Origin of the sequence: Mesorhizobium sp. WSM4313 (genome assembly GCF_002294725.1) — a bacterium.
Lineage (GTDB): Bacteria > Pseudomonadota > Alphaproteobacteria > Rhizobiales > Rhizobiaceae > Mesorhizobium.
In genome coordinates this window covers 47458-64073 of sequence record NZ_NSFT01000021.1, presented here as the reverse complement: position 1 = coordinate 64073, position 16616 = coordinate 47458, and the positions used below count along the sequence as shown (strand labels likewise).

Sequence of the window (16616 nt, the reverse complement as noted above, 5' to 3'; positions counted from 1 at the left end):
CAAGGGAATCGCAAAACCGAATTGCAGGAAAACAGCGTCCAAATACCGCTAATCCTGCAATTCCAAAGCCGCTATCCGCCTCAATCAACAGGCCAGATCAATGGCTTGCGGATAGTTCACGGCCGACCAAATCGAAAATGCAAACTTAGGCTGTTGCGCGGTATCTCCTTCCACATCATCTCTTGCGCATACCTGCATTCCAAGGTGTTTGATCCTATGCTTCGCGAGGAGCAGGTAGGTCGCGACAGCTAGGCAATGTTCCAGCTGCCCTAGCGGAGGAGTCACGATTTTCCGGCAAGCTCCGTCGGCAGACGTTCCTTTCTGGCCTTGGCAAAGGCTCGGTCGCCTTCCAGAAACGCCGCCAGCATGAAAGGGATGAGTTCTGCCACGGTTTCAGACTGACCATAGGTCTGACGGTAAAGTGCAGCATACTCCTTGAGTGTTTGGCTCAGCTCCGCGCTGACGGTAATGGTGATCTTCGAAGCTGTTCGGTCCGGAAGTTTTCCAAGTTTCAGGTCAGCCATGATAACTCCTGCTCAACTGGCGTATGGCCGCAGCACGATGTCCTTGTGCACGATGACGCGCAGTGGCCAACCTGGGCGGACGACGATGGTGGGCTGGATATTGAGGTTTTTTTCGGTGATGCGCTGGCCGGCTCGACTGGCGTTCTGCTGGGCTGATTCCCGGATCGCCTTGACCAGATCGCTCTCGTTTTCGCCGAGGCTGAATTCTGTGCCGACACCGAGCAATGTGGCAAGCGCCACTCCCTTGATCATCTGCCAAGTGTGGAAATCGACTTCGTCTTCCAGCCCTGCGTAGCCGGCGGTGTCGCTCGCGGGCAGATTGTCGATTTCGGCCGACGAGCCGTCGGGCAGCAGAATGCGCTGCCAGACCAGCAGCGCTCGCTTTTGCCCGAACGCGACGACGCTGTCGTAGACGCCGATAAGACGTGAGCCCTGCGGAATCAGCAATATGTTGCCCGTGACCGTGTCGTGCACATTTTCGGTGACTTGCGCGACGACAAGGCCCGGCAAATCGGAATTGATGCCGGTGATCAGGCTGGCGGCAATCACGCTGCCAGCCATCAGTTGATATGGCGAGATCGGCGTCTGCAGCGCATGCGGATTGTAGATCCCGCCAGTGCTCCGCTGGCTGAGAAAATCAAGCTTTCGCTGCTGATTGTTCTGGTCGCCTTCCGCCGCCGCCACCGAGGCTGACGCGCGTCCTGCTTCGGATTGGGGAAGCGCCTCAAATGGATGCTGAGCAGTTTGCACGCTCTCTCCGACATCTGTCTTTTGAGCTCGATTTTCGACGCGGAAAAGCACCCGCGATTCACGCGCTTCGATCGCCTGCTGCGCTAGACGCTGCTCCTCGGCCGAGATGTCTTGGCCCGGCACGATGCCGAGCTGGCGCTGCCGCTCGAGGATGGGGCGGCCGAGGTCGCCCGGCAAAGGTAGCCCAAGGACGGGAGGCTTCGGCTTCATGCCGGAATAGTCATGGGGAAGCGTATCGAGCCCCTCGGCGGTTGGTTTGCGCTCAGTGTTGTAGAGATCTTCCGCCTGATCCCTGATGCGAAGGGCCGGCCCCTGGAGGGCGATCATGGTAACGCCGAAGACAGCGCCGGATCCGAGCGCTGCGATCGCGATGATCACACCGCGCCTGAACCGCACCACGCGGCGGGGAGAGGCCCGAAGCTGCAGTTCCTCGGGATCCAGTTTCGGCGGGATGCCAGAGCGGGAATTTTCGATCATGAGTCCTCACCTCGCCGGCTGCCGCGAAAGAGCGAGATCCGCCGTTGCGGTTGCCTGCCGTCAATCCTGCTGATGCGGATCACCTGCTGCCGCTTGGTGCCGAGGCGAAGTTCGGCCGCGGCGAAGAGCCGATCGACGATGTAATAGTTGCCGCGCACGCGATAGTTGACGAGCTCGCTGCTCCCATCTGCGCCGACGATGAAGAGTGGTGGCGCCTCGCCCTGATCTATGCGACGAGGGAACTCAATATAGACCTTGCTGCCGTCGTCGAAGGCTCGCGTCGGTCTCCAGGGCGGTGTGTCGCCACTGATTGAGTAGCGAAAGCGAAGGTTTTCGAGCGCGATATTCGACGCGACCGGTGTAACTGCCTCGGCTTGAGCATTGCGCTGGCGAAGCGCGATGATCTGGTCTTGGCTGTAGGTCCAGGAGATTGCCGCCATTGCGGTCTTCTCGGTGCTTTGAAGCTGCAAATGATAGGTCCGCCGGTCCGTCGTAATGACGACATTGGTGGCAAGACCCGGCGCGAAGGGTTTTACCAGAACATGGGTGCGCTGATTGTCACCGGTGCCGCTTGCGGTATCGCCAATGACCCAGCGCACGGTGTCGCCAGCCGACACGGCGGTTAGTTTCTCGCCCGGCTGCAGAGCGATGTCGGTCACGCGCTCCGGCGCGGCATAGAGTTGATAAAGCGCGCCATCGGTGAAGGGGTAGACTTGCACGGCATTAACATACCCGTACTTGGTGGGTTGCTGGGTCGCGGCTTTGTTGGCATCAGCGACGCGTTCTTCAGGGGGGCGCTTGTCCTCGGCCTTGCCGGGCTCGGGCTGCATTTGGCCAGGCAGCGGCAGTGGTTTTGGCACCTCGACAATTCTAATCGGCCTCTCCGGCGCCTTTTCGATCGCGGCCGGTTTGAAGTCGGCAGCGTCATAGGAAATCTCAGGCGGCGGCACCTTCTTCGATGCACAAGCGGAAACGACCGCTGCCGACACCGATAGGATCAGCACGGCACGAATCGGTGACATTTTACCTTTCATTGGTGGACTCCGTCGGAGAAAGGGGGGTTGGGACGGCGCTGTCGAGCTCGCGTGACCAGTCAATGGCATTGATGAAGACGCCGAGCGGATTCTTGCGCAGCTGATCCGTATTGCTTGGCGAGCGAATCACGATCGTGAGGATCGCAGTCCAGCGCATCGTGCTGGCAAGGCTTCCGCGCTCAAACACCTGCTCGGTCCATTTGACCTGGAATGAACTTTCGGAGGCTCTGACCACGCTGGTGACCTGTACCGAAACACTGCGCGTTCCGATCTGACCGAAGGGGTCGTTCGCCTTGGCGTATTCGTTGAGGAAGAGCGCTGCGCGATCGCTAGCAAAGTCGTACGCTGCCAACCAGTTCTGCCGTACCAAAACCGGATCGGTGGAAACGGAACGGACATTCTGGATGAAGCGGCCGAGATGCCAGGCGATCTGAGCATCCGAGGGCTCATAATTCCGGATCGCCGGCGCGACGGCGCGCGTCTCGCCGAAGCCATCGACCTCGACGACATAAGGCACGACACGGCTTTGCATCGACTGCCATACGAGTCCGCCGGAAAGCCCGGTCGCCAAGGCCAGGCAGCCAAGGGCCATGATCCGCCAGTTCCTGGCCTGCAGTCGAGATGAGCCGATGCGCTCGTCCCACAGCTGGGCGGCTTTTTGATACGGCGTGACCGGTTCGGGTGTTTTGCCGTAACGGTGCACGGGTCGCTTGAAGAGCATCTAGTCATCCTTGTCGTTGAGAGAGGGGGTGGCGCTGCCTCCCGGCCGGTCTCCGTCTCGGACAGCTTGCATGGCAGCGTGGCGATTTGCACGGGCGGTCTGTTCAGAACGTAGGCGCCTTGCCCACGTCGGCGCCGAAACAGTGGCCGAACCGGCAGAGCGTTCGGTCATTGGCGCTGTCGGCGTGCCGCCGGTCGCGGTCCACGCGGCATCGCGCCCGGCATCGGCGTTGCGCCCAACACTTGCAGTGGCGGATCGCGCTATGCGTATAGCGGCGCCGCCAGCTGCACTGGTTACACCATGCATTCCAGCAGCCACACCGGAGAGGCCAGCGTCGGGCGAGGTTGCGCGCCCGATCTGCCATGACGTGGAAGCAGCCGATCCCATTGTTGTGCCGGCTCGGATGGCGGCGACACCGCCGCTGGTTGCCATACGCGCGCCAGCAAATGCTGTGCCTCCAGCAACGAGTGATACACCCGCTGCCGCCGCGGTCGTGCCGAGGGCGGCGCCCGCCCCAAGCTGCGGTGCGCCTGAGACAAGACCCGACGCGATCCCCGGCCCAAAAATGCCAAGGCCAAGCAATGCCAGTGCGCCCAGTACCTGGGACATGGCACCGGCAAGATCCGGCTCCTTGCCTTGCAATGCGGAAGCGAACTCCCCGAAGAGCGTGGAGCCGATACCGACAATGACGGCGAGCACCATCACCTTGATGCCTGACGAGATAACATGGCCGAGCACGCGTTCGGCCAGGAACGCTGAACGGTTCCAAAGTGCGAATGGAACCAAAACAAAACCTGCCAGCGTGGTGAGCTTGAACTCAAGGATGGTGATGAAAAGCTGGATGGAAAGGATGAAGAAGGCGATGATGACCAGGAACCAGGCCATCAGCAGCACGAAGATGGTCAGTGCGTTGCCGAAGATTTCCGGGAAGCCCAGGAGCTGACTGGCTTGGTCAAGCATTGGCCAAGCACCTTCGAAACCGGTCGCGGCAATGCGGCCCGGGCGCAAGAGATTGTCTGCCGACAGATTGCCGGCCGACGCCTTAATCCCGAGACCGGCAAAAGAACGATAAACGATATCGGCGAGGTTCTTGAAATTGTTCAGAATGAAGGCGAAGACGCCAACATAGAGCACCTTGCGGACAAGCCGGCCGAGAACGCTGGTTTCGTCGCCGAGCGCCCACGCCAGGCCGGCAAGTGTGATGTCAATGCCGATCAGAATGGTAGTGAGGAAGGCGAGGTCGCCCGATAGCAGACCGAACCCGCTGTCGATGTAGCGGATGAAGGTCTCCATGAAGCGATCGATGACGCCAAGGTCGTTCATGCCGCTGCCTTTCTCGTCGTGATGAACTCGTGATTAATTGCCGGGATAAGCCGAGCCGGTACCCAAGAATCGCTTCGTCATCTCGCGGGCGGCTTCGTCTGACTGGGCCTTGCGGGCGGCATCCTCGGCCTCAGCTCGAAACTGCGTTGCGAGCAGCGTCTGGATCTGCATCTGCTGTTTTGTCGAAAGCGCCATCAGCTGGTTGGTGGCCTGGCTTGCCTGAAGCGCACCGGCCGCCCCTTGGCTGCGGTTGACGAGATCGGCGAGCAGATCGCCGTCGGCGCGGACGTTCTCGACGATTTGCGACTGGACACCCATGGTCTGGCGGAACGCCTGCATGGCGGTTTGCCAACGCTCCCGCGCAGCACTCGCCACATCGCTGACTTTGATCGTGGCGTCGTAGCTTTCCGGATATTGGCTGCGCCACTGGTCTTGAAGCTTGCCCAGATCAAAGCTGAGGCCACTCGCCTGGTCCATCAAGCCGTCGATGCGATGGAGCGAACCGGTGAGTTGGCCAACGGAAGAGAAATCCAGACGCTGAAGATTGCGCGCCATGTTCTGCAGCATGGTCGCCTGATTCTGCAGCGACTGGATCTGGTTGTTGATCTGCTCCAATGCGCGCGCGGCCGTCAGCACGTTCTGCGCATAATTGGACGGATCGAACACGATAAGGGCGTAGGCGGGCTGCACATAGTCGGCCATAGGCTTGGCGATCAGGGAAACGGTGATCAGGCCGGAGAGAAGGCGTCGCCGCATCATGAGAATTGCTCCTTGTCTGGTTGAGGGAATTGCTTGAGAAGTTCGCCGGCCCAATCGAGGCCGCGCGCGATCAGGAACTGCGAGGCAAAGCTGCCTTGCCCGTCTTCGGACATGATCCTGTCGATCAGAGTCTGCGTGGCCGGATCGGAAGCACCGCAAAGCGCAAGAGCGATGGGGCCAAGCTCGAGCTCGAACAGACGGTTGCCGCGGCGCGATTGCAGATAATACTGACGCTTCGGCGTGGCGCGGGCGATCAATTCGATCTGCCGCTCGCTTAAACCGAAGCGCTCGTAGGCTGTGCGCGCCTGGGGTTCCACGGCACGATCATTGGGAAGGAAAATGCGCTGCGGGCAGCTTTCGATGATTGCCGGCGCTATGCCAGAGCCCGCGATATCAGCCAGCGACTGCGTAGCGAAGACAACCGACACGTTCTTCTTTCGCAGCACCTTCAGCCATTCGCGGATGCGGGCGGCGAACAGCGGATTGTCGAGATAGACCCACGCCTCGTCGAGCATGATCAGCGTGGGCCGTCCGTCGAACCGTTCCTCAAGTCGCTGGAACAGATAGGTAAGCACCGGCAGCAAAGCGCTTTGGCTGTGCATTAACTCCTCGGTCTCGAAACACTGCACATCCGACAAGGCCAGCCCATCATGATCGGCATCGAGCAGGCGGCCGAAGGGACCGTCGAGCGTGTAGGGCATCAATGCGGTCTTCAGCGCATTGGATTGAAGCAGGACCGAAAGACCGGTCAGTGTGCGTTCCTGCGCCGGCGCGGTGGCAAGGCTGGCCAGCGCTGACCAAATAGCCTCCTTCACCTCCGGCGTGACGGTGACGTTCTCGTGGGCAACAAGGCTGGCGATCCATTCGGCCGCCCAGCTTCGGCTAGCCTGGTCGTTGATGCTGCGCAGTGGCTGAAAGGCAAGGGAACCGTCCGCTCCTAGCGCGTGGTGTTCTCCACCCATGGCAAGTGTTGCAGCACGGGCCGAATTGCCTTTGTCGAAGACATAAACCTGGGCGCCGGCGTAGCGCCTGAACTGCAGAGCAATCAGAGCAAGCAGAACCGACTTGCCGGCGCCGGTCGGACCAACAACCAGCATGTGGCCGACATCTTCGACGTGGGTGGAAAGCCGAAACGGTGTCGACCCACTGGTCTCGGCAACGAAAAGCGGTGGCGCTTCGGTTTGGGTGACTTTCGCGAGATGCTCGTTTGTCGCAGGACCGGCCCAAACCGACGACAGCGGCATGAGATGGGCAAGGTTCAATGTATGAACGAGCGGTTGGCGAACGTTAGCGTAGACATGGCCAGGCAATGAGCCGAGCCAAGCCTCGACCGCATTGACGCCTTCTCGGATCGTGGTGAAGCCGAGCCCATTGATGATGCGCTCGACCGCGCGAAGCTTCTCTGCAGCGGCTTGGCGATCCTCGCCCCACACCGTCACGGTGGTGGTGAGATAGCCGAAACTCACATGATCACCGCCCAATGCCTGAAGGGCTTCGTCGGCATCGAGCGCCTTGTTGTCGGCATCGCTATCGACAAGCGGGACCGGCTCGTTGGTAATGACCTCGCGTAGGATTGCCACGATCGATTTGCGCTTGGCAAACCACTGCCGGCGCAATCGCGTCAGCGTCTTCGTGGCTTCCGTTTTCTCGAGCGGAATGAAGCGCGTCATCCAGCGATAGGCGAAATCCTGATGATTGAGGGTATCGAGGATTCCGGGCCGGGTGAGGTTCGGAAAGCCGAGGATGGTCAGTGTGCGAAGATGCTGCTCACCCAGCATCGGCTCCAGGCCACCGGTAAGCGGCGCATCGACCAGGATTGCATCCAGATATATCGGCGTTTCCGGGGCCATGATAGGATGGCGACGAGGCGAAATCGTGCCGTGGAGGTAGGTCAACGTCTGAGCATCATCGAGGACGCGTACTTCGGACATGAAACCCGAGAAGAGATCGAGCACGCGGTTGGTCTCGTCACGGAACCTCGCCAGATCCTGGCGCCAGTCTCTTTCTCCTCGGGAATAATGAGAGTCGACGAGCGTGCTTTCTGCGCGCGCCTGGGCGTCCGGCGGTGGCATAAACACCAAGGTCAGATGATAGCGGCTCTCGTAGTGCGCTACCTTCCCCTCGAAAGCAGCGCGGCGTTCTTCGTCGACCAGCCACGACGCGGCGTCAGGAAAATGCGAGTTCGGATAGCCCAGCGCTTCTGTGCGCTCGGCCTCAAAGAACAATGCCCAGCCAGAGCCAAGGCGTCTGAGAGCATTGTTCGCCCGGGCGCAAATGCCGACGAGTTCAGCCTCCGTCGCACTTTCGAGATCCGGGCCGCGGAACCGCAACGTCCGCTGAAAGCTGCCGTCCTTGTTGAGCACGATGCCGGGCGCCACCAAGGCAGCCCAGGGTAGATGGTCGGCAAGCCGGTCGGCTTTGCTTCGATATTCCGAAAGGTTCAGCATGCAAGCCACCCCTTCAGACGTAGGTGGCGCACAAGCACGCTGGCGAAGTCCGGATCGCGTCTTGCGGCAAACACCGCTAACGAGTGGCCTGCGATCCAAAGCACCAGACCAGCAATCCATTGCTGCAAGCCGAAGCCAATGGCCGCGGCCACTGTACCGTTGAGGATCGCCACCGCGCGCGGAGCCCCGCCGAGCAGGATCGGCTCGGTCAGCGCCCGGTGGACCGGTACTGCGAAGCCCTCGATATGCTGCTCCCCGGCGGCCATCAGACGAGCGCCCCACCACCGAAGGAGAAGAAGGAGAGGAAGAAGCTCGATGCCGCGAAGGCGATCGACAGACCGAAGACGATCTGAATCAGGCGCCGAAAACCACCGGCGGTGTCGCCGAAGGCAAGCGTCAGGCCGGTGGTGATAATGATGATCACCGCAACGATCTTGGCGACCGGTCCCTGCACGGACTCCAGGATCTGCTGCAGCGGCTGCTCCCACGGCATGCCGGAGCCGGCGGCATAAACCGGGGCCGTGATAAGAAACGCGAGCGCTGTGGACGAAAGAAAGCGAAGCTTCTTGCGCATGAGGAAGGCCTTTCAAAGCTGCTGGAGTTGCGAAAGCGTGAGCGGGGCAACGGCGTAATCGCCGCTGCCGTCGAGACCGGTGACCTCGGCGATTGCGTCGATGTGGCGCGACGAGCCGCGTCCCGCTATGAAGACGATCAGATCTATCGCCTCAGCGATGAGCCGGCGGGGAACGGTGACCACCGCTTCCTGGGCGAGTTGCTCAATGCGATAGAGAGCCGAGCGCGCGGAATTGGCGTGTACGGTAGCGATGCCGCCTGGGTGCCCGGTGTTCCATGCCTTCAGCATGTCGAGCGCTTCCGCGCCCCTCACCTCGCCCACGATGATGCGGTCCGGCCTGAGCCTCAGCGTCGAGCGCACGAGATCGGCAAGGGTGACCGAGCCCCGCCTTGTTCTCAGGGCAACGCAGTCCCTGGCCGCGCACTGCAGTTCGCGTGTGTCCTCGATCAGGATCACCCGATCGTCGCATTCGGCGACTTCAGCCAGCAGAGCGTTGGCGAGTGTTGTCTTCCCCGAGGAAGTGCCGCCGGCGATCAGCATGTTGCGCCGCTCGCGGACGGCCTTTTTCAGCGCATCGGCCTGCAGCGGCAGCATGATGCGTTCGGCAACATAGTCGGCCAGGGTGTAGACTTTCGCGGCGGGCTTGCGGATGGCAAAACATGGCGCCAACACCACAGGTGGCAGCAGGCCTTCGAAGCGTTCGCCAGACGGCAATTCGGCACTGACGATCGGGTTGTCGGCGTGCGCCTCGGCGCGCACGTGCGAAGCAACCAGGCGGATGATACGTTCTGCCTCGGACGGGTGCATGTGAACGTCGGTATCGACCCGACCTTCGCCTAACCGGTCGAGTCGCAGCGCGCCGTCGGGATTGACCATCACCTCGATGACGGACGGATCGGCCAGGGCTTCGGTGATTGCCGGACCCATGGCGGTGCGCAGCATGACACGCCGCCGGTGGTCGGCCTCGGGATGAGAGCTCATCCTTCCCCTCCCCCACCATTGTCTTTGCTAAGCGACTTTTTGCCGGAAGCGATCTGGCGGCCGACCTTCTCAACGAATTTCTCGAAACGCTCTTGGGCAATAGCCTGCGTTGCCCGATCCGGGACCGGCGTGTGGGCGTGAAGGGTGATCGAAAAGCGGATGAAGAGCGCCAGGCTCTCCAGGATCACCTCGGAATCGCGCCTGACGTGGGCAAGATCGCGGGAGAGCCGGTCAAGCCTTACGCCGTAGCGCCGATCGAACTCGCTCTCGCCACGCCGCTCGATGAACGCCTCGATCGCCTTCCCCACGATCGCTGATTTGGTCGTTGACGGATCGCGACTGAGGTTGTCCAGTTTCTCGCTGAGCTCCGGCTCAAGCAGAAACTGATGGCGAATGCGGTGCGGCTTCATGCGGATCGTTCCGACGGCCCGGCGTTGCGCCGGCGACGGGAGAAGCATCGGCCAGACGCTCAAAATTGCTTATGGCCGTTATCTACGCTGAGGTGCGCTCTGCAACTCAGCGGACTTCAGAAGCCGGGAATGACATCGTCGCCCCTGCCCTCGTTGATACCGTAGACGCGGGCCGCAGTGGAAATCCGATCCATGACACGCTTGTCCGCGAGCGCTTCGCTGTCATCGTCTGCGGGCTTGTACAGATCGGCCTGATCGGGCTCTTGAGAGACAACAACGTCTTCTTCGGGCAGGCTTGGATGGCGTTGCTGCTGAACGCCTCCCTCGTCTTCAACTGGCGCGTCGGCGCTTTCCTCGTCCGCAGCAAGTCGGCTATCGACGCTGCACACTTGTCCAGTCCAGCCGTCCGGGCGTGATGCAGGGCAGTCCGCATAGGGTCCGTCGTGCAGCACCGGCGCAGGCAGCACCCGATCTGTGAAATTCTGATCCTGATAATAGCGCAGCTTCTTGGCGCGGATCGGCGGCAACCCAGAAACCAGGACCAATTCGTCTGACGGCGGCAATTGCATCACCTCGCCTGGCGTCAGGAGCGGGCGCGCGGTTTCCTGGCGGCTCACCATGACATGTGAAAGCCAGGGCGCAAGCCGATGGCCCGCATAGTTGCGCATCGACCTAAGTTCGGTTGCGGTGCCGAGGGCATCCGAGATGCGCTTGGCCGTGCGTTCGTCATTGGAGGAAAAGGCAATTCGCACGTGGCAATTGTCGAGAATAGCATTGTTCTCGCCATAGGCCTTTGAAACCTGGTTCAAAGATTGTGCGATCAGATAGGAGCGAATGCCATAACCTGCCATGAAGGCGAGCGCCGTTTCGAAGAAGTCGAGGCGACCGAGCGCCGGAAACTCGTCCAGCATCATGAGCAGCTGATGCTTACGGCTCTTCTTCGGGTCCCCCTCCAGACGCTCCGTCAACCGCCTGCCGATCTGGTTCAAGATCAGTCGCACAAAAGGCTTGGTGCGCGAGATATCCGAAGGCGGCACGACCAGATAGAGCGACAGCGGTCGCTCTCCATCCACTAGGTCAGCGATGCGCCAGTCGCAGGACGAAGTGGCCGCCGCGACCGTTGGATCACGATAAAGCCCGAGAAAGGACATGGCGGTCGAGAGGACGCCTGAGCGCTCGTTTTCCGACTTGTTCAGGAGTTCGCGAGCCGCCGAGGCCACTACGGGATGGACCTGAGGGTTATGCCCCGTCCCGAGATGGTTTGTCGTCATCATCCGCCGTAGCGTTGCGGCAAACGAGCGTTGCGGGTCCGACAGGAAGGTGGCGACGCGGGCCAGCGTCTTGTCCTCTTCAGCGTAGAGCACGTGCAAAATGGCGCCAACTAGGAGTGAATGGCTGGTCTTCTCCCAGTGGTTCCGTCGCTCCAGCGCGCCCTCGGGATCGACGAGGATGTCGGCGATGTTTTGAACGTCCCGGATCTCATCTGGGCCTTTGCGCACCTCCAGCAGCGGGTTGTAGCGTGCCGATCTCGGGTCGGTCGGATTGAACAGAAGGCAGTACGAGAATTTCGACCGCCAGCCGGAGGTCAACTGCCAATTTTCGCCTTTTATATCATGAATGATGGCAGACCCGGTCCAGGAAAGTAGCGTTGGAACAACCAGCCCCACGCCCTTGCCCGAACGCGTCGGCGCAAATGCCATGACGTGCTCCGGGCCGTCATGGCGCAGATAGCGATCGTTCAGCCTACCGAGGAAAACGCCCGCCGGCCGTAACAACCCTGCCGTCTCGACCTCATGAGTCGTGGCCCACCGTGAAGACCCATAGGTCGTAACCGACCCGCGCTGTCGCGCGCGCAAAAGCGAGCCAGCGATTGCGGCGGCACAACCCAGGAATCCGCTGGCGCCTGCAAGCGTACCGGCTTTGTCGAAGACCTCCGGCGCATAAGCATCGAAGTGGAACCACCATTCAAACAGCTTCCACGGCTTGTAGATTGGCCAGCCGGCGAAGAGAAACCATGGTGCGCCGAGAGGCGTCTGGTAGGTCAGCATTTGAGCGCACCATTGGGTTGCCGTCCATACGCCGATAATGACAATTGCGCACACAACGGCGATCTGCCCGATCAGTAGCTTCGTAGGTGTCATCGGCTTGGCCCGCTGAACAACGCGACCTAGCATCGCGCGGCGCAGCCGGGACAGGAATGTTCCTCACATACGATTTGGGAGCAATGAACGACTTCCTACGTATGCAGGTCGGTCAGCACGCGTGTTGCGCCTTCACGCGACACCATCCGCCACTCCATCCTTTCCATTCACCCTGAGGCCCGGCGCCGCCGACAGTTGCGTGACCGCTCCTCCGCAAAGTTATCTTCTGCGTTCAGGGAGCCACGGCGCCTGGGCTGGCTGATGAACACCGTCCGCTCGCGCATGTGGGGTCGAATTGATTTGTGCCCAAGTGGAGGCAGGCTCGTCTTCCAACAGTTGCCGCAGTTCCCCTGGCTCGAACGCCATCATCGGTGGGGAAGCGGGTTCATCCTCCAACAGTTGCCGCAGTTCCCCTGGCTCGAACGCCATCATCGGTGGGGAAGCGGGTTCATCCTCCAACAGCTGCCGCAGTTCCCCTGGCTCGAACGCCATCATTGGTGGGGAGGCAGGCTCGTCCTCCAACAGTTGCCGCAGTTCCCCTGGCTCGAACGCCATCATTGGTGGGGAGGCAGGTTCGTCCTCCAACAGTTGCCGCAGTTCCCCTGGCTCGAACGCCATCATTGGTGGGGAGGCAGGCTCGTCTTCCAACAGTTGCCGCAGTTCCCCTGGCTCGAATGCCATCATCGGTGGGGAGGCGGGTTCATCCTCCAGCAGCTGCCGCGGCTCTTCCTCGTGCGGCAAGCGCCTCCTTAGCCGGTCTTGCAGCGCCTGCCGATCGGCAACGAGGTTGTCGAGGGGCAGCGGCTCGTGGTCTGGCCGCTGCCCTTTCACCAATCGTTCAACCAGCGCCCACGTGCCCTCCAGGACAAATACGCCGCAATCATAATGGTTCGTCTGTCTGGCCATGGGGGCTGGCGCCAAGGTGGCATTCAGCAGTCCTGCGAGCTGTTTTGCAGGCACGTCGTTATATCCCTCTCGCTGGAGGGAGTCGTAGTGATAGGCGAACCGCCTTTCCGGGTCGCGGCGATCAACGAGCAGCAGCGACCAATGGGTGCCGGGGCTAGTAGCCGTGCCATTATTCACTGGCAAGAACAGGAAGTCGGCTGTGGCGTTGTTTTGATTATAGATGGACTGCAATATGCCTCGAGCGTCTTGCGGCGACGTGTGTCGCAGTAGATGGGATACGGAAGGATCCACCAGCCGAGTCCGGGCAGCGAGCGCCGGATTGATCCCCTGCAGTTGCCCCTCCAGCAAATTGTAATCTCTCTGGATATGGGCGTCGCTCAGCCATTCGGCGGCGCCGAGCACCCGCCCCGTTGCAACGTTGGACGGGGCTGTCGGATCGAGCGCCCCGATCTGAGCCCCAGAGGAACTGGTAGTCAGTGTGGTCACATCAACCAGTGGAAGGCCGCGGTAGGTGCCTGGCAGCCTAGCGGTTGCTGGCGAGGCGGGTTGGGGAGCTCTTGCCGGTGCCGCTGGCCCAGCTTCAGCAGCGGCCCCAACGCGCCTGGTGACTGCGTCTGCCGGATGAGCAGAAAGGACAGTTTCGCGCCCGAGCACAATGCGCGGCAGGATATCCCGGAGGTGAGCCAATGCAGAACTGATACTTAGCCTATTACCATAGGAGACAGCCTTGAAGCTCTCAACATCTTTATCCAGCGATTTGTCGTGAATCCGAGCCGCAATCCCAAGCTTGTTATTTTGACGCAGGTACTGACTAAAATGTCTAAGAAAATTTGTATAGCCGCCCACGGTATCTGGATTCCGTCCGGTCGCAGGCGCTGCCAGGTACTCCTTGGTCGAAGCGGCTCTGTAATTTCTAATGAGCTCGGCATCGTCAGGATAGGGGATCACGACAGGGCGAGCCATAATCGGGGCTCCGCCTGTCGACTTCTTGAGGTAACGCAGTGCGCCAGCCACGGTGGAGGAACCACCCGTACTCTCGTACTCCTTGAGATCCTGATCCAGCGACGAATGGTAAAGCCGAGCAGCAAACCCTGGCTTGTTGTTTTGAAGGAGCCACCGACTAAAGCCGAAAAGAGAATTTACATTGTAAGTGACCGTGTTCGCTTTGGCCTTACCCGCGTGGAATGCTGCCCTCAGCCCTTCGATAGCGGTCGCATCGTTGGAATAGACAGGACGCTTGTCGGCACCGTCGGGGACTACAATTGGACGATCCGGCTGCACTGTCGAGGGCATCGACCCACCACCTCCGGGATGCGGTGCTGGGGTGGATTCGTGCTCATCCCTCTGCCTGACGAGCTGCGCCTCACATTCCGGTGTAGCCACCTCATGAGGATCCTGCATCGGTTCGATCCCCTCCATCTCCTGCTGCAACCAAGCCAAAGCTTGGCGAGCGGCCTGCGCGGCTTCATCAACCGCGGAGGATGTCTCCACACCTCTGGCGGACGCCGGCAGAGCCTGCTCCGCCCGCCGTCGAAAGAGCTCTGGCGAGGCGGATTTCTCCGCCCACAATCTGGGCTGCGTAGCGAGTCCCCGTCCAGATTTATGTGGCACCGCCTCGCTTGGCAGCGGGCTGCTCCTGTCCCGTGCAGCTACCAGCTCCTCCGGGGCGCCCTGGTCGCCGTGGCGCCAGTTCAAGTGAGGGACGGCCTCTCCAAAGTCGGGCGCTTGGTGTTGGTGCGCGGTTGGGGCGAGAGACAATGGTAGATCGGTGCCCTCCTTATAACCTACCGGCAGGAGCTCCTCTGGCCAATCGAATCCCTGCTGTGGTGCGGTATGCTGAGCAGCGTCGCCACGGGGACGAGCCTCCATGCTGACCGCGTTTTCCAGATGATTCCCGAGTATAACGCGCGGCGGGTTCTTGCGGAGATAAACCAGCGCAGATTCGATCGGAGCTCCACCATTAGAGGAGGCGGCCTTGTAGCTCTCAACATCTTTATCCAGCGATTTATCGTAAATGCGACCCGCAATTCCGAGCTTGTCATTTTGACGTAGGTAATGACTGAAATGGTTAAGAGCAGTTGCGTAGCCGCTCGCGGATCTGAAATGTCTGGTGAGCGCGGCGTCGTCAGGATGGGGGTTCAGGACAGCGCGACCCACAATCGGGCCGGCTCCGCCCATCGACTTCATCAATTGACGCAGTGCGCCAGCCACGGTGGAGGAACCACCCCTACTCTCGTACTCCTCGAGATCCTGGCTCAGCGACGGATGGTAAAGCCGAGCAGCAAGCCCTGGCTTGTTGTTTTGAAAGAGCCAACGACTAAAGCCGAAAAGAGAATTTGTGCTGCGAGTGACCGTGTCCGGCCTGGCTTTACCCGCAAGGAGTGCTGACTTCAGCCCTTCGATGGCGGTGGCATCGTTGGAATAAACAGGACGCTTGTCGGCACCGTCGGGGACCACAATTGGACGATCCGGCTGCACTGTCGAGGGCATCGACCCGTCGAGATGCGGTGCTGGGGTGTATTCGTGCTCGTCCCCCTGCATCACAAGTTGCGCCTCCCGTTCCGATGTACCCACCTGATCGGTGGGGAGTTGCATCATCACGCGAGCGCCTGAGTTGCCAACCTCACCTGGTTGCCGCTCAGTGACAGCATGCTGCAGATTGCTTTGGATCCTCTGCCTCTTCGTTGGTCTCAACTCACCTTTACCATGCGAGCCATTGACGAGGACCTCCTCGCCTAGCGCACCCATCAACTCGTCCGCCGCCTGCAGTTCGCCCAAGTGCTGCTCAAAACCGGCTTGGCCGGCCTGTCCGCTTGCTCGTGCGGTACGGCGTGCTGCACCTGCAGCCAAGCTGCCACGATGAATGTCTAGTTTGTACGGGTGCACGCTATCCTCACTTCCACAGATCACATGAGCAACCTACTCAGGCAAGCTTTCGAGAGGCTGACGAGGTCCGCCGCCGCGGAAGGCGAAGGCTGGTTTTCTGCTCAGCGGTTGACGGCCTCGCGTGTTGCGGCCGCGCCGGGTATCACGCCAATCAATCTGAATAGTCGATGCGTCAAACGAACCAGGATGGGATTTTCGTAGCGGGGCTGCTCTACTCACTCTTGTCCTGAGGGCAGAATTCAACCATATCGCCGAGCAACTGGATGCCGATTGGATACCCGATCCGGAAAGCTTCAGCTCATATGTGACGCGAGGATGAGAATCGTGGCAGCTCCAGACCGACGGGCTGCCACCCACAGCGGCGATGACCGACGAGGGTCTTCTATTGCCAAGGCAATCGTCCGTTCGGGGACCTATGTGTTCCAATGCTCGTCGAGCGGATCGGTGGGCCGCACCGCCGTAGCGTTACGGCGAGCGGAAGCGGCGTTGGGTGCGGCTTTTCCCCTGAACGCTTCACACCAGGCTGATAGGGGATCTTGCAATCGCACACACGCGGTCTGCAGGCGTGCCTATCAAGCAGTTTGCTCAGACCAACGTCGCGGCGAGCCGATCCTCAATACGCAGCGCAAGTCCTAGACTCCACGATCGTCCTTCGGTGCAGATTTGCTCGCGCCTCGCCCTGA

At 60.7% G+C, this 16616-nt stretch carries 14 protein-coding genes; 1 reads left to right on the top strand and 13 read right to left on the bottom strand.

The genetic code is table 11. From position 1 onward, the window contains the following. Window positions 1–252, top strand: a 252-nt coding sequence (locus CK219_RS32000; RefSeq protein WP_206516445.1) for a hypothetical protein, incomplete at its 5' end; no start/stop codon positions are given. Between the two features lie 29 nt (window positions 253–281). Here CK219_RS32000 and CK219_RS28130 read toward each other — a convergent pair. The 13 genes from CK219_RS28130 to CK219_RS28070 all read right to left on the bottom strand — a co-directional run bounded on the left by CK219_RS28130 (window position 282) and on the right by CK219_RS28070 (window position 15825). After that, the gene (locus CK219_RS28130) at window positions 282–524 is read right to left on the bottom strand and encodes a DUF2274 domain-containing protein (RefSeq protein WP_024502859.1); all 243 of its coding nucleotides are present in this window, start codon (window positions 522–524) and stop codon (window positions 282–284) included. Between the two features lie 12 nt (window positions 525–536). Beyond that, window positions 537–1751, bottom strand: coding sequence for a TrbI/VirB10 family protein (locus CK219_RS28125; RefSeq protein WP_063169228.1), 1215 nt, complete (start codon window positions 1749–1751; stop codon window positions 537–539). Next, window positions 1748–2773, bottom strand: coding sequence for a P-type conjugative transfer protein TrbG (gene trbG / locus CK219_RS28120; protein WP_164548809.1), 1026 nt, complete (start codon window positions 2771–2773; stop codon window positions 1748–1750). Before trbG ends, CK219_RS28125 begins: the two co-directional genes overlap by 4 nt. Window position 2774: 1 nt before the next feature. Continuing rightward, the gene (gene trbF / locus CK219_RS28115) at window positions 2775–3506 is read right to left on the bottom strand and encodes a conjugal transfer protein TrbF (protein ID WP_063169230.1); all 732 of its coding nucleotides are present in this window, start codon (window positions 3504–3506) and stop codon (window positions 2775–2777) included. Further along, window positions 3507–4829: a P-type conjugative transfer protein TrbL gene (gene trbL, locus CK219_RS28110; RefSeq protein WP_063169231.1), complete on the bottom strand. Its 1323-nt coding sequence runs from the start codon at window positions 4827–4829 to the stop codon at window positions 3507–3509. A 33-nt stretch (window positions 4830–4862) separates the two neighbouring features. Then, window positions 4863–5588 carry a P-type conjugative transfer protein TrbJ gene (gene trbJ, locus CK219_RS28105; protein WP_024502854.1) on the bottom strand — a complete coding sequence of 242 codons (726 nt, stop codon included), beginning with the start codon at window positions 5586–5588 and terminating at the stop codon, window positions 4863–4865. Then, on the bottom strand, window positions 5585–8035 hold the full coding sequence (gene trbE, locus CK219_RS28100) for a conjugal transfer protein TrbE (protein WP_063169232.1): 2451 nt from the start codon (window positions 8033–8035) through the stop codon (window positions 5585–5587). Before trbE ends, trbJ begins: the two co-directional genes overlap by 4 nt. Further along, window positions 8029–8301 (bottom strand): VirB3 family type IV secretion system protein, encoded by a 273-nt coding sequence (locus tag CK219_RS28095; protein ID WP_024502852.1) that lies wholly within the window; start codon window positions 8299–8301, stop codon window positions 8029–8031. The genes trbE and CK219_RS28095 overlap by 7 nt, the downstream gene beginning before the upstream one ends. Then, window positions 8301–8609, bottom strand: a complete 309-nt coding sequence (locus tag CK219_RS28090; RefSeq protein ID WP_024502851.1) for a TrbC/VirB2 family protein — start codon at window positions 8607–8609, stop codon at window positions 8301–8303. The genes CK219_RS28095 and CK219_RS28090 overlap by 1 nt, the downstream gene beginning before the upstream one ends. 12 nt (window positions 8610–8621) lie before the next feature. After that, window positions 8622–9590, bottom strand: coding sequence for a P-type conjugative transfer ATPase TrbB (gene trbB / locus CK219_RS28085; RefSeq protein WP_024502850.1), 969 nt, complete (start codon window positions 9588–9590; stop codon window positions 8622–8624). Next, a complete protein-coding gene (locus CK219_RS28080) occupies window positions 9587–10000 on the bottom strand; it encodes a CopG family transcriptional regulator (protein WP_063170364.1) in 414 nt (137 codons plus the stop codon). Before CK219_RS28080 ends, trbB begins: the two co-directional genes overlap by 4 nt. A gap of 116 nt (window positions 10001–10116) precedes the next feature. Continuing rightward, window positions 10117–12141: a conjugal transfer protein TraG gene (locus CK219_RS28075; RefSeq protein ID WP_063169233.1), complete on the bottom strand. Its 2025-nt coding sequence runs from the start codon at window positions 12139–12141 to the stop codon at window positions 10117–10119. Between the two features lie 219 nt (window positions 12142–12360). Continuing rightward, window positions 12361–15825, bottom strand: coding sequence for a Ulp1 family isopeptidase (locus tag CK219_RS28070; protein ID WP_063169234.1), 3465 nt, complete (start codon window positions 15823–15825; stop codon window positions 12361–12363). Window positions 15826–16616 lie beyond the last annotated feature (791 nt).

Excerpts from the sequence above, each read along its gene's own strand:
- CK219_RS28130 (WP_024502859.1), bottom strand. The coding sequence starts at position 524 with ATGGCTGACCTGAAACTTGGAAAACTTCCGGACCGAACAGCTTCGAAG.
- CK219_RS28125 (WP_063169228.1), bottom strand. The coding sequence starts at position 1,751 with ATGATCGAAAATTCCCGCTCTGGCATCCCGCCGAAACTGGATCCCGAG.
- trbG (WP_164548809.1), bottom strand. The coding sequence starts at position 2,773 with ATGTCACCGATTCGTGCCGTGCTGATCCTATCGGTGTCGGCAGCGGTC.
- trbF (WP_063169230.1), bottom strand. The coding sequence starts at position 3,506 with ATGCTCTTCAAGCGACCCGTGCACCGTTACGGCAAAACACCCGAACCG.
- trbL (WP_063169231.1), bottom strand. The coding sequence starts at position 4,829 with ATGAACGACCTTGGCGTCATCGATCGCTTCATGGAGACCTTCATCCGC.
- trbJ (WP_024502854.1), bottom strand. The coding sequence starts at position 5,588 with ATGATGCGGCGACGCCTTCTCTCCGGCCTGATCACCGTTTCCCTGATC.
- trbE (WP_063169232.1), bottom strand. The coding sequence starts at position 8,035 with ATGCTGAACCTTTCGGAATATCGAAGCAAAGCCGACCGGCTTGCCGAC.
- CK219_RS28095 (WP_024502852.1), bottom strand. The coding sequence starts at position 8,301 with ATGGCCGCCGGGGAGCAGCATATCGAGGGCTTCGCAGTACCGGTCCAC.
- CK219_RS28090 (WP_024502851.1), bottom strand. The coding sequence starts at position 8,609 with ATGCGCAAGAAGCTTCGCTTTCTTTCGTCCACAGCGCTCGCGTTTCTT.
- trbB (WP_024502850.1), bottom strand. The coding sequence starts at position 9,590 with ATGAGCTCTCATCCCGAGGCCGACCACCGGCGGCGTGTCATGCTGCGC.
- CK219_RS28080 (WP_063170364.1), bottom strand. The coding sequence starts at position 10,000 with ATGAAGCCGCACCGCATTCGCCATCAGTTTCTGCTTGAGCCGGAGCTC.
- CK219_RS28075 (WP_063169233.1), bottom strand. The coding sequence starts at position 12,141 with ATGACACCTACGAAGCTACTGATCGGGCAGATCGCCGTTGTGTGCGCA.